The organism is Ectobacillus soli (assembly GCF_042610425.1).
Classification (GTDB): Bacteria; Bacillota; Bacilli; order Bacillales; family Bacillaceae_G; genus Ectobacillus.
The window spans coordinates 1,258,850-1,272,660 of sequence record NZ_JBGJZM010000001.1 but is presented as its reverse complement, the minus strand read 5'-3'; the positions used below and the strand labels follow the sequence as shown (position 1 = coordinate 1,272,660).

Genomic DNA, 13,811 nt, shown 5'->3' with positions numbered 1-13,811 from the left:
AATAACTTTAAGAAACGACCCAATAATTATAGGAACTAAACAATAAATCTATTTTTCATCAAACGGAATATATATTATGTTAACTAGATAAAAACACAAACTTATCATAATCATCAATCTGTTCATTTGTTTTGCCTATTTTGTAGTTCCTCCATTCCTTTCCCAAGATGGATCAAAAAATCTTTAAACTTCATCTTATTCCAAGTACCCTTACCAATTCCATAACTACTAATTAGCAGCGGAAACATGTCTAATAATATTTTTTAGGGAAACATACTGTTCAAATGTTAGAAAAGTACTGCGTTTTTCCTCCCCATTAAAAAGAAGAATTCTGCAAAAAAAGTCAAATAAAAAAATCTTCCGTCTGGAAGATTTTTTTATTTTAAATTTGGATATCCTTGCTGACGCAAAGCCTCATACACCAATATTGCAGCTGTATTCGAAAGGTTCAGTGAACGAACATTAACACTCATTGGTATTCTCAAAAAGTGATTTTTATTTTTTTCTAGTAAATCTTTTGGTAAACCCGTTGTTTCTTTTCCAAATATAAAATAATGTTCCTTTGATACATCACTGAAATCAAAGGACGAATGTGATTTTTCACCAAATGTCTCAATATAGTAAAACTCGCCTTGATTTTTTGAAAAAAAATCATCCAATGAGTCATAATACGTTATGTTTACAGACTGCCAGTAATCTATACCTGCTCGTTTTATCATATTCTCATCTGTTGAAAATCCAAGTGGTCGGATTAAATGCAAGGCTGTATCCGTTCCGGCACAAGTACGTGCAATATTTGCAGTATTAGCCGGTATTTCTGGTTGATATAGTACAACATGTATTGCCAAGAATGGTCACCTCTATCTTTATTTTACCCTCCAAATTATAGCATATATCCTAAGATTCAGAGCATGAACACAACAATATGATTCAGGAACAATTGCTCCAAGTAATTATAGCTCCCGATAGGTGTAATTTCGCTTAACCTTTTGACTGTATCTGATCGCTAACTAACAACTTATTCTGATTCGCCACCTTAAGTTTAATAAAATATCTTCCTACAAAATCTTTTCCTCTTACAGTTGTCTCCCCACCTACTATAATTATCTTACGTTCATTTTAGAATATCCCTACACTAGCTATGCAAGCTCCCCTTTAACCAAGCGCGTGGACGGTAGGGACCGACAGGGATGTGGATTAAACTGGTTTTCCCTTTTGATTCAATCTGGTAAAGTTCGTCACATGATTTAACATCAAAACCCAGAAGCGGGTGGCCGCCCATCCCCAAAGCATTTGCTGCCAATAGGAGCCGTTGCACAAGGATCCCTGCTTCCATCTGCTGAATCCGGTATCCTCTATACCCCAATTTCTTGATGAAATGATCCTTATCTCCAATGACATGGAAGCTAAGCGGGACCTGAAATAGATTTACATTATCCAATGTTAATCCATATTGTAAATACTCCCGACAATCCCCTGACGATATTTTCCGAAGGGCATTAATCCTTTTGTCATAGGAGTATGCTCCATTTGGAACATCCTCAATATTATATAAACAACTATATAAGGCCAAACGAGACTCAATATTTCCCTCTGTTCTATCAAGGTCATTCTGATAGGAAAAGGAAAATGTCTCTTTTAATAAAGTGGATAATTGGACTTGACTTACTTTCCCTAGCAAAAAATCTGCATCAGGAGAATGTCGCTTTCTACAAACAGTTGCGAGATCATATGATAAGGACTCTGTAAATGGCAGCATAATAGTTTCTGTAGACACACTAATCTGATTATCTTGTTCCATCTTCAAAAATGAATCTGTTGATTCTAACATGGATGCTTCATTGAGCTTTCTTATCATCGGGTAATCTAGTACTCTCTTTGATCGTTGATAGGATTCATGGGTCAACACTGGTAGCTCATGGCATAAAGCACTGGCGGAAACCCTATCTAGTTTATCAATTTCACGGTAATTAATAACTGGTTGTATTGACAAAGGAATAACTGCATATACACTTTCATCCTGTTCGTATAGTCCTAGTAAATGATTGATCGGCCGATCAAGAAATTGGTAGCATATCCGTGTAGAGAACCCTAACCGATCCGCCACTTCTAACGTTTGCCCGATTAACACACCAGTATCTAGCCCTTGCAAACGATAGGAAAAGTTATTATATTTATAAAAATTTTTCCAAAACATTGTTGAAATAAATAGAGTTCCAAAACAGTCTGAAATATCACAGTTATTTCCTAGACTACGAGATAAATAAGAGTCGTAATTTCCTTCTCTTACTATTACGAGGCGGTGATGAGCAACGGAGTAATGGTAGATTCCTTCTGGTATATCATCTAACTTTAAATAGATGTATACTTCATTGGGATACAAAGCTCCTCCAGAAGGAACAAATCGCCGTAAGGCAATCATCACATCATTTTCTGTGACACCATTGGAAAAAGCGGACTGTGAGTATTGAGTAAGGCCATATACATACCATAGAAGATGACCTATGTCTGTAAGGTTTGGTTTTACAGCACCTTCCCGTTTCTCGATGGATAACGGTACTTCTGCAGAAAGTGGTATCTCAGGTAAGCCACGATACAATTTATAGGAAAGTGGTGCATCTTCCCAATCAACCTGCCAATCCGGCGGAGAGATTTTATCTGTTTCAAAATGCAAATTGTATAGAAATGTGTCAAGATTCAACCTTTCACCTCCTACTCTTTCCATTATGGAAACGGATGAGGATATGGATTTAGCTGTTCATATACTAACGGATGTTTTGTAAAGCCAAGTTTCATCGGTACGTTTAAGACCCTTTCCAGTCCTTTTACACGAGTTAGGTGATGACCAAATGTCATTGGTAACATTCCTGGGATCAATACTTTTACACAGTATAAACCGTTCTGCTTGATTTCAGGTGTTGACTGGTCAATCACGATAACCTCGAGGTTTAACTGACGAAACCTTTGCAAGATGTTCTCTAGATCATCTTGCAAATCTGTATATTTCGGCTGTGTCTTATATTCCTCTTCAAACGTTCGTAATGGACGATTATTATTCAATAAAAAATGTAGGCGCTCCTCAGCCTCTGGTAAGCCATATAGCATGCCATGGTCCTCCATCGTCTTTACTTCGAATGGATCGAGTAACATCCTTTCATATTTTTGTCGGTTTTCTTCCAATTTTTCATCATGTCGATACATCATTCCCGCAAGCTCGTAAATCGCACTTTTAACTGCTCTTACTGGATCTGGATTTGCTCCGGCTGCACAAATAAGGTTTACACCCGTGGATCTTCTATTTTTTGCGATTGCCCAAACGCTTGGAATCTCGTGTTCCATCGTTGAATTATAAAAATAGAGGTCATATCCGGCAACCTCTCGCACACGGTCGACCATCAACTGTAATTCTTTATCGTTCGCGGAATGAAGATCAAGACGCGGAAGGGGCAACCTTGCATACCAGGTTAATAGGAAGGAATCTCGCTCGACAATCTCCATAATGCCATGGAAAATAGCCTCCTCTAGGCTCCCACCCACTGCACATCCGTTAGACGTTTCATAAACAACGCCCTCTCCATAGCCCAAACTGTAGTAAGCGAGTAACTCTGGAACCAAAATAGGACGTTCTTGTGAAAACGAATATCCCCATACCCAATTCAATTGGTCATCAGGATGAAACGGTTTAAATGGAAAATTCACCTTTGCATACTGTTCCTTTTCATGAAAGCCTACACGTCCAGGATATAGTGCTATATGCTCCAAATTGCGGTAGCTGTCTCGAATGACCGTCGTTTTACCCCGAGGCTGGATCCCGCAATATCGCTCCAAGCCTTCCAAAATGGCTATCAGCTCACTCAACTCATAAGAATTAGACCGCCCTGCAACTCCCTCATCGGCTCCAAACATCGGCATGTTCACAAGAACATCAGCAAATGGCAGTCTGTAATCCTGCATTTTCCCATTCATGACACCGGTTCGAAAATCCAGATATTCTTTCAGCAAAAATGATTTTAATTCACGAGTAGGACGGCAGCGGTAACTATCCTCACTTATTTTAGGACTAGATTTGATTTTCACTTGCGCTAATGCTGCTGTGTCATTCGGTAATGGGCTGCAAACTGAGCACGTTGGAACAGGCAAGAAAAAGTGGCTAGAAGTAAGTAACGTTCTTAAATTCGTAATACACATCCTATTTTCTAAATAGGCACGGTCACCTTTCAGGATCTTCTGTACCTCTTTCTTTATTAACAAGGCCATATGCAATAGTCCAGTTCGCGATGTCCATGCATTACGCTGCATTTCTTCTGCTTCTTCCATTCTTGCTTGAAGCGACCACATTTCCTGCCGATCGGGTCCTGCAATCATGCGCCGTATGTCAGCACAGCGAGAACACCCGCGTCCATCAGGGTATACAATTGGACCAATGATTCCCTCCCCGAACGAAACAAACCCTCGAAGCCAGGGGATACGAGCAGTCCGGAATTTTTCTTCCGCTTTTTGATGAATCGATGGATGCCAACCATCGTGTAATACCAAAGCTAATTCTGTTTCTTTGGGGACCTCTGCTAAGTTACTTTGTCTCCTTATGTCATAGTCAATAGACAAAAGATCACTGACATAATCAGCTAATACTCCCTCTCCTTCAATTAGAATTTGGGCAGCCATCAGGATTCCCCCTCACGCAGCTGAACACCAAACACTCCGGCCAGCTCATGCTGCTTTAAAAAAGGTTCAAAGGCAAGATCATAGACGAAAAGTCGTTTGTTATTCCTATTAAGAACCTGCATGGAGGATCGGAATAGTTCAAATTGTGTCATTTCCTCACAAGAAGGAATTTCGAGTTTAGAAGAGTTATTTTTCAAAAAAGCTGCTGGCTCCATTACTTTCCTCTCATTGAAAAGCACTTGATTTTGCGCATCCATTAGAGCTTGTTGTAATGCACCCCTTAACGCCAATGTTGTATTTAAACCCACCTTTGTGTACCATCTGTCATTTGATCTAATCCATATTACGGGGAAGCCATGTATTTCCTCTTCTACTCCGATCGTCGTTTCGCTATTGAAAGTAGTTAGGGAATTTAAATAAAATCGGCAGTGTCGATCTTCCATCGATCCTAGCTCCATACAAAAAATCATTTTCAGTTGTTCAATCTTTCTTTTTCTTAATTCTTCCTCTAAATAGGCTTGCAACCCTCGGCAAACAGCCTCTTCGAATGTTTCACCTGCACCAATACCTATAAATTCGCTTGATAGGCTTGCACTTGTGTTATCGCCGTCTCTCCTAACGAATGAATCAATCATATTTGAAACATACATTTCAATACCTGTCAGTCCTGCTTCTCTTTGTGCTTCCTCATGGGTTAAACCTCCACAGATACATTCTGTTAGCAGTTCCGCCGGACCTTCTGACAGGGGGTTAACTGCTTGAACAGAGCACTGTGTAAGCGGTAGCTGGGTCAAATTTCGTTCCTCCCATGTATGAAAAATTCCAGTTTCTTCTGAAGTTAAGCGACTGAAATAGTCCAAGAGGTTTCTTGGTGATTCATTTCTCTCTGCATCCTGTTTGAGTTCAACATCAATATTTTCAACCAGTCTTAGTGTATCCTTTTTAGTCGTCACCAGAGGATGAGTTAGGAATGAAATCCAATCTCCTTCTAACGTTTCAAGATCTAGAAGGTAAATTTGGTTACTCTGATTGGATCCCGCAACCCCTGTCACCCTCTTGAAAAATTCGAACACTGTAACATTCGCCAAAAGAGATCCTGCAATCGAAGAGAAAGCCTGGGGTTGCTTATTTGTATTAATTACAGTTTGATGAAGGCGCCGCCAAGCAGATTCCCAGCAGCCATCTGATTCTGGATGTACAAGTGGACCAGCTAACCCCACTTGATCTAAACATATAGCGGGTATAAAGGCCTTCCTTTCTTCTTTACAAACCTCGTTTAGATCCCTTACTTCTTTTATATTTCCATCCTGCGATATATACAGAACCCAATCATAGGGCTTCACAACTTCTCCCCAAAAACTACTCCCCTCTTCTTTTTGAAAAGGTACCACCTCTACTTCAACCTCAGGGTCCGTCATTTTAGCTTTCTCCACCAATTCATGTAATCGCTGCTGATTTGTATGAATGGAATCTGTTACCATGACATAAATTTTAGGTAGTCCTGATTCTAGTAACGATGAAACTAATGAAACGATGAAGGAGCCTGACCCAATTGTCAACACTTTAGCTTGTCGGTATTGCTGAAATCGGTATGCGCCCGATTCTACAAAATTTTCTATAAATTCTATTTGTGGAGCAAAATGATGAAGAACTACCCTGGTTAACTGATGGGGCATATCTTGGCTTATATCTCGAACAAAGCCATTCTTATACAACGTTTCACCGATCTCATATACCCGATTCCGATAAGGAGCAGTTAGTCCTTCTGTCAAATCTCCCAATGTCTGCTCCCCATTAAACATCGGCATTAGTTTTTCAATCCACTGATAGATGGTGGCACCTTCCATACGGAACGAGCTTAAATTATTTCTAAAATAAACACCATTGTTTGGATCAGGGAGAAAAATTGTCTCCCTTTTAACCTTCAAACGTGAGGACGAGTTCAGTTTTGTCATTCAGCTCCTCCTTCTTCCTAACATTCATCCGAATTTTGCACTATCATTTTATGTTCATTTATTTGTCCATTATGATAAACCAAAAAAGAAGTGCCCCTGGAGCAAACCTGAAGGGACACTTTCTTTTTATATGAAACCGATACCAATTCCGAAACAACTACCTACAAAACCAACACATCCAAAACAACTAAAACAGCCAAAGCAGCCCGCACATCCCCCACATCGGAATCCTCCGCATCGGAACCCTCCACAACCAAATCCTCCGCATCGTCCGCACCGTCCGCACCCTCCGCATCGCCGATAATCCTCCATATATTGGTTGACATGAGGATTTATTGGATTTACCTGACCAACTTGGTAATGATCCATGCCTAACATTTGCAATTCATTTTGAAAGCCTTGCATACTTATCCCCCCTTTAAAGTTAAAATAAATAAGTAAAAACTGATATGTGAACGGAGAGTATAACAAAAGTCATTTGTTAATCTAGTAAGATAGAACCACCAGATTCCTCGTGTACTCTCTTCAACAAAATATGATTCAAATTAGGTCACTGTTACTGATTTGGGTGCCTATTTCTACGGGGGATGGGAATAAGGTTAGAACTATGTCCAGATTCTAGACACGAATTTTCTAACACACTCTCGCTAGGTAGCCTTCAAACCGGTGTCATTGGCGGAATTATAGGATACATATTATTCAGTATTTACATGCAAATGATGGGCAGGATTGCAATAATAGCAGGGATGATTAGAAGAAGTAACCCTTGTTTAACATGAATTACAAGACGTAATTCAAAGAAACAAAAGAGAAACCTCAAGCAAATACCCGCACCCAAGCATCAGAAATAGCACTACTCTGTACAAAAGTAGTGCCTCTGTTTTATTCATTATCAAAAAAATCTATACTTATATCATTAAAATTTCACGAATATCCTCTTCAGTTAAATATCATAGTTACTTTTCAATTTGAAAATCTCATCAACAGCTTGGTGATATCCACCTGATTTTTGAAAGGATTCTCTCATATTCACAACAGCTTTATGGAAAGATGGGTGGTTTAACACATGATCTGCGGTTTCACGTAGTTGATTCGCTGTTAAGTCTTGCATTTGTAATGTAATACCCGCTCCGATATTGGCAACTTGCCCGGCGATTATAGGCTGATCAGCGCTTTGGGGGATTACAAGTAAAGGTACCCCGTAATAAAGACCTTCATTGGTACTGTTCATTCCACCATGTGTGATAAATAATTTCGTGTATTTCAGCACCTCAGTTTGTGGAACATAATTTTTGACAATGAAGTTTTTGGGAATCACTCCCAATTCAGATATTTGAGCTTTTTCCCCAATAGACATGACAACAGTATGAACAGTGTTTCCAAATGCCTGAAAACAAAGCTTATAGAAATCAATTGCTTGGTTAAAGACAGTTCCCAGTGAAATGTAAATCAGGTTTTTTCCCTTGATTGTGGTAAGGTCAAAGTTTTCCTGCGTTGATCGTAAAGAAATGGATGGACCTACAAATTTATACGTTTGATCAAATGTCTCTCCAAAGGGCTGAAACTCCCTCGTTGTATAAATGATTGTAAGTGGTGCAGGGTTACAAAAAACTTCATAGGGAGAAGCGATTTCCACATCATATTTTTCTTTCATTTTTGTTGTCAGGTTTTGATAATCCTCATTGATCATTTTAACAATTTCTGTTGGAATACTTTGCGAAAGATGTTCCAACATGTTATCAAATGATGCTTTCGTCTGTGCAAAAGAAGTACATGAACTAATTGCCGGAAGTTTAAGGATTTGTGCAAGTAAACGTCCACAACCAAACATGGAATCGTGAATGATATAATCAAAATGTTCCCCTTCGATTTGCTCCAGAACACTAGGTATCATGATATCTGCCGTACGCAAAAGGCCATTGATTCTTTCGACTAAATAATTTCTTCCACCTGAGATAAAAGCTTTTATAAATTTCTCACCGTCAAATGTTCGTACAGTAGCTCCCGTTTTCTCAATACGTTCTCGAAAAGCCTCAATTGTAAAGTACACTACCTCTTCTCCACGCGAAATAAGCTCTTGCACAACTCCAATAGTTGGATTGATATGTCCTTCTGATCCACCATTAATAAATAAAACACGTGCCATTATAACCACTCCCTTATGTAAAATGTTTTCTAAATTATGTAAGAGCAACCTTGTATTTCAGACACCTTTCCCCACAAACCTGATATATTTATTTTCCTCCAAACATTGGTACACGCTTCTCAACAAAAGCTAGGAAGCCTTCTAAAAAGTTCATAACCATTTTCGTATTAAAAGCATTTAGCGCTTCTTAGCGATTCAATTCAATAACAACTATTTTATTATTTTTTCCTGTTCTATTTATTTGTAAAAATTTCAATTTCATCACTTCTTTTCTAGAATACAATATTTAACCATTGTAATAATCTCAATTCTTTTTTACGTCTGGATATTTAGTTGAATATTCTTTCGGAATAGGTATCTGAACCATATATTAATGCTTCTGAAAAGCTTTATGAATTCACTTTTTCACTTGGATAAAGGACGAATTCATATTTATTCCCTTTTAACTGATCTTCATAGAATACAATCTTACGATTCAAAACATCCAGGTTTTGTTGCAAAGCTTGCATCTTTTGTTCCACGAGGCTCCTACGCTTTTCAAGCAAATCCAGCCTTTGAGGAATCGTGGCTTCACCCATTTCACGCCATCTGGTATATTGTTTAAGCTCTGTCATCGACATTCCTGAATCTTTCAAATGGAGCAAAAATTGAACCCAACCGATATCGTAATCAGTAAATTCTCGTACATTATTTTCATTTCGCTGAGCAGTAAGTAACCCTTCCATTTCATAGTATCTGAGCATACTCGGTGTTACACCAACGATTTTTGCAAATTCTCCAATTGAATAAGTCACAATACCCACCTCGTTTTGTGTATTTGTTTCTACTAATAAGATACACATAAAGCGGACTTTAAACGAATGTTTTTATTTCACTAATAAAAACCAAATAGAGTTCTTCATCATGTGACATGGATGAGAGAATTCTATTTGGTCCTTTTCTTGACAACTATATAGTAGAAAAAGAATGCTTAGATAATTTGTTTCGTTGGACGAATCATGATTTCGCTTACCGCAACAGTTTCAGGTGTACTTATTGCATAAGCTACTGCATCTGCAATGTCGCTTGACTGCAATCCGAAGCCTTCTGTACTTTGATTATTCTTCAACCATTCTTGTATTTCAGGATTCTTTGAAGTGAGATATAATTCAGTATCCACGGCCCCTGGAGAGATGATTGTGCTACGCAAATTGCTTTCACGTTCTTCTTGGCGTAATCCTTCCATGATGGCACGAACAGCAAATTTTGTTCCACAGTAAACAGCAGAACCAGGATAAACTACATGTCCTGCAATTGAGTCAGTCGCAATAATATGACCAGATTGTTGTTTTTTCATAATAGGTAAAACCGCAGCAATCCCATTCAAAACACCCATAATGTTGATGTCTAACATTTGGCGCCATTCATCAAAGTGTGTTTCTGAAAGTGGCGCAGTTGGCATGACTCCTGCGTTGTTGTAGAGTACATCTATACGACCATATTTTTCAACTGCCAAATCTACAACTGCTTGAACTTCCTCTTTTTTCGATACGTCTGCAACAGCGTATGAAATTTCAGCATTTGGTAATGATTCAATGAGAGCTTTCAAGCGATCTTCGCGGCGAGCAGCAATCACTAATTTTGCTCCTTCTTGTGCAAGTTTCTTGGTAGCTGCTTCACCAATCCCACTTGATGCACCCATAATAATGACAACTTTTCCTTCAATATTTTCCATGGTAAATTCCTCCTTAGTTATTGTTACGAAACCACTTTACAACTTAAAGTTAACTTTAAGTCAAATGATATGAGAATAATTTTTTAATTCCTTCTTCCTAAATACTTTGTCTTGTTCATTTTCCCATTCATAAAAACAACGTACAAAGCAATGATAGAAATCAATAAAATGAAGATGCTTTATTTTTGAATATTATCCGTTGCAGGTATACTTTTGAGTTCAGCCTCACTTTTAAGTAATTTCCCATCATAGTCCTCAATTTTTCTATCTAATCTTTTTACTGTTTCGTCAATCTCTATCCGTTTCTCTATCAGTCGCTGTCGTTCGTCAACTAGGATATTTTTGCGAGCTTCTACGGTATTATTTCCTTCGATAAATAAAGTTGTATATTCAATTAACGCCTCTATCGTCAATCCAGCATTTCGCATACATTTTATAAATTCAATCCATTTGATATCGTCTTCATCGTAATCACGTATGCCGCTTTTCTTTCGGTTTACCGGTGGAATCAAGCCTACGCGTTCGTAATATCTGAGAGTTGCTGTTGTTAGATCAAACTGGCTTGCCACTTGTGCAATATTCATTTTCCTCACCTCGCTATCTTTTATGTATCGAATCTACCATTTAAAGTTAACTTTAAGTCAAGCAAAAAAGACATCCTTACATTTCTGAACTTTTTTCAAAATTTTATTTCTTGCCTTAAAGTTTACTTTAAGGTCTATACTTCATCATGTAACGAATAAGGACTGGGTGAAGGGAATGAATAAAAATGACAGAAAAACAAACAGCTGGACAAGATTTGTTAGGAGAATTCGCTCCAAAATTTGCTGAACTTAACGATGATGTCTTATTCGGTGAAGTTTGGGCAAGAGAGAAAGAGCTATCTCTACGCGATCGTAGCATGATTACAGTTTCTGCGTTAATCGCTGGCGGAAACTTTGAACAATTAACTCCACATCTTCAAAAAGCGAAGGAAAACGGATTAACAAAAGATGAAATTGCGGAAATCATCACCCATCTTTCGTTCTATGCAGGATGGCCTAAAGCTTGGTCAGCATTTAACATCGCAAAAAAAATCTATAAAAATTAAAAGAAAGTGGGATTTAAAACATGGCAAATGAAGAATTAAACAATAGCACCATCTTTCCATTGGGAGAAAAAGTTCAAGCACACTTTATCGGGGATGCATATTTACAAATGGTGTTTACGGATGTGACGCCACTCAATGCACCAATCGGGAATGTAACCTTTGCTCCAGGAGCTCGTAATAACTGGCACTCTCATAATATTGGACAAGTTTTGTTAGTTACAGGTGGAAAGGGTTGGTATCAAGAAGAAGGAAAATCAGCTCAATTACTCGTAACTGGGGATGTGGTGAATATTCCACCGCATGTAAAACATTGGCATGGTGCGACAAAAGACAGTTGCTTTGTGCACTTAGCAATTACGCCAGGAGAAACGGTTTGGTTAGAACCTGTCGATGATGAATGGTATATTACATTATAAATCTAACTTCATTTCAAAGCTATTTCATTTTGGAGGATGCTTTTCCATTGAGGTGGAGGAGATTTTTGAGGAATATTACCGAATAAAGCAGTTATATGAAGGTATATTAATTATCTAATCAACCAGGATTAAGAAGAAGTGATTTGGAACTAAACAATAAATCTATTTTCCTTCAAATCAAATATTTAATATGTAAATTAAATTATAGAATTGTAGGGGCGTACCGATATTTATCGGTACGCCCCTTTTTGTTTTCATTCATTAAATGTAGTTAATTTAGCCGGTAACGAGTAATTCAATATAAGTAATTGCTGTCCTAGGATCTTGTTAGTAGCCAAGATCTTTTGTAAGTAAATCTTTGAAGTACGGAAAAGTGTGTTGATCAATATTGGTTAGTTGCTGTGGCTAATCTATAAGTGTTCCGTCTGGATCAATCTCGATTACGAGCTGTCAATCATTTTTTATTTTATTTTACTAATGTTTTCTTGATGTTTTCATAAAAATAATTAAAAATACATTGAAAAAATATTAGATTAATAGAATAATAGAAGAGTATTCATTCTGAATTGAAATTATCGCAATTGTTTTTATACCTAAATGTAAAATTATTATAAATGGAGGAATTGCTTTGAAGGCTCAAACTTTTTTTGTTTCATCCGTCGCACTAGCTGCTTTACCTTTCGTTGTAGATACTGTGCAAGCAAGCGGTAACTCAGTTGGCTCTGTAAATGCTACATATTTAAATGTACGAACAGGTCCTAGCACAAATGATAGTGTAATTGGTGCCTTACCAAATCAAGGTAAAGTTACCATTCTGGGCGAAAGCGGTAATTGGTACAAAATTCAATACAACAATCAAGAGGCCTATGTAAATAAAGATTTCGTTACGGTCTCTTCTTCCAAATACAAAGTTACAGCAGACGTTCTTCGTGTTCGAAGCGACGCAAATACTAGTTCTTCTATTATAGGATTGTTAAGTAACGGGGATGAAGTTACAGTAGAGTCTGAAAACAATGGCTGGTGCAAGATTACATATAATAATCAGTCTGCCTATGTTAGCAAAGATTATCTTACATCTTCTTCCACTTCCAACTCTTCTACTAATTCCACTTCTGTTCAGTCAACCTCTACATTTTATGTAAATGCAGATAGTTTACATTTTCGAACAGGACCTGGAACAAACTACAGTAGTATTGATGTATTATCTAATGGAGACAAAATAGAAGTAACTGGCCAATCAGGAAATTGGTACAAAGTTCATTACAATGGATCTGATGGATATGTTTATAAAGATTATGTTTCTACATCACAGAATGTATCTAATTCTACAACTAGCTCTGCTTCTACGTCACAAAATGTATCGACTTCTACAACTAGTTCTTCTTTTACATCACAAGCTTCTTCAATCTTTAATAACGTGCCTGCCTTGCTCTCTTATGCCAAGTCTTTCGAAGGTGTACCTTACGTATTTGGCGGAACATCGCCAAGCGGTTTTGATTGTAGTGGCTTCATTTATTATGTATATAACAAATTTGGCTTCTCCTTTGACCGTCAAAGTGCAAATAGCTATTGGAACAGCTTTACGAAAACAAATAATCCACTACCTGGCGATTTCGTGTATTTTCAAGGTACTTATCAGACAAACGGCGCCTCTCATATGGGCATCTATCTTGGAGATGGCACCTTCATAAGTGCTGCAGGTAACGGGGTAACCGTATCTTCCGTAAGCAACCCGTACTGGAGCAGCCACTTCCTCGGTTATTCGAGACCGTATTAATAATTAAAAACTATAGAAGGTTAATGGAAATCGTAATTTTTTATCGAT

General features: G+C 37.9%; 12 protein-coding genes. 3 read left to right on the top strand and 9 right to left on the bottom strand.

Annotated elements, in window-relative coordinates; all coding sequences use genetic code 11:
* Nucleotides 1-377: 377 nt before the first annotated feature.
* The 9 genes from trmL to ACAN53_RS06590 form a co-directional block, all read right to left on the bottom strand.
* The gene (trmL, locus tag ACAN53_RS06630; RefSeq protein ID WP_379968273.1) at nt 378-848 is read right to left on the bottom strand and encodes a tRNA (uridine(34)/cytosine(34)/5-carboxymethylaminomethyluridine(34)-2'-O)-methyltransferase TrmL; all 471 of its coding nucleotides are present in this window, start codon (nt 846-848) and stop codon (nt 378-380) included.
* A 287-nt stretch (nt 849-1,135) separates the two neighbouring features.
* The gene (locus ACAN53_RS06625; RefSeq protein ID WP_379968271.1) at nt 1,136-2,701 is read right to left on the bottom strand and encodes a SagB family peptide dehydrogenase; all 1,566 of its coding nucleotides are present in this window, start codon (nt 2,699-2,701) and stop codon (nt 1,136-1,138) included.
* A gap of 23 nt (nt 2,702-2,724) precedes the next feature.
* A complete protein-coding gene (locus ACAN53_RS06620; RefSeq protein ID WP_379968269.1) occupies nt 2,725-4,665 on the bottom strand; it encodes a TOMM precursor leader peptide-binding protein in 1,941 nt (646 codons plus the stop codon).
* The gene (locus ACAN53_RS06615) at nt 4,665-6,620 is read right to left on the bottom strand and encodes a putative thiazole-containing bacteriocin maturation protein (RefSeq protein WP_379968267.1); all 1,956 of its coding nucleotides are present in this window, start codon (nt 6,618-6,620) and stop codon (nt 4,665-4,667) included. Before ACAN53_RS06615 ends, ACAN53_RS06620 begins: the two co-directional genes overlap by 1 nt.
* 126 nt (nt 6,621-6,746) lie before the next feature.
* Nucleotides 6,747-7,025: a heterocycloanthracin/sonorensin family bacteriocin gene (locus ACAN53_RS06610; RefSeq protein ID WP_379968265.1), complete on the bottom strand. Its 279-nt coding sequence runs from the start codon at nt 7,023-7,025 to the stop codon at nt 6,747-6,749.
* Between the two features lie 538 nt (nt 7,026-7,563).
* Entirely contained in the window at nt 7,564-8,766 is a 1,203-nt protein-coding gene (locus tag ACAN53_RS06605) for a macrolide family glycosyltransferase (protein WP_379968263.1), read from the bottom strand.
* A 389-nt stretch (nt 8,767-9,155) separates the two neighbouring features.
* Nucleotides 9,156-9,560, bottom strand: coding sequence for a MerR family transcriptional regulator (locus ACAN53_RS06600; protein ID WP_379968261.1), 405 nt, complete (start codon nt 9,558-9,560; stop codon nt 9,156-9,158).
* 176 nt (nt 9,561-9,736) lie between these two features.
* Nucleotides 9,737-10,480, bottom strand: coding sequence for an SDR family oxidoreductase (locus ACAN53_RS06595; RefSeq protein WP_379968259.1), 744 nt, complete (start codon nt 10,478-10,480; stop codon nt 9,737-9,739).
* Between the two features lie 179 nt (nt 10,481-10,659).
* The gene (locus ACAN53_RS06590; RefSeq protein ID WP_379968257.1) at nt 10,660-11,064 is read right to left on the bottom strand and encodes a MerR family transcriptional regulator; all 405 of its coding nucleotides are present in this window, start codon (nt 11,062-11,064) and stop codon (nt 10,660-10,662) included.
* 185 nt (nt 11,065-11,249) lie between these two features.
* Here ACAN53_RS06590 and ACAN53_RS06585 point away from each other — a divergent pair, with 185 nt between their 5' ends.
* From ACAN53_RS06585 to ACAN53_RS06575, 3 genes are all read left to right on the top strand, one after another.
* Nucleotides 11,250-11,570 carry a carboxymuconolactone decarboxylase family protein gene (locus ACAN53_RS06585; protein ID WP_379968255.1) on the top strand — a complete coding sequence of 107 codons (321 nt, stop codon included), beginning with the start codon at nt 11,250-11,252 and terminating at the stop codon, nt 11,568-11,570.
* Nucleotides 11,571-11,590: 20 nt separating this feature from the next.
* Nucleotides 11,591-11,986: a cupin domain-containing protein gene (locus ACAN53_RS06580; protein ID WP_379968253.1), complete on the top strand. Its 396-nt coding sequence runs from the start codon at nt 11,591-11,593 to the stop codon at nt 11,984-11,986.
* 628 nt (nt 11,987-12,614) lie between these two features.
* The gene (locus tag ACAN53_RS06575; RefSeq protein ID WP_379968251.1) at nt 12,615-13,763 is read left to right on the top strand and encodes a C40 family peptidase; all 1,149 of its coding nucleotides are present in this window, start codon (nt 12,615-12,617) and stop codon (nt 13,761-13,763) included.
* Nucleotides 13,764-13,811 lie beyond the last annotated feature (48 nt).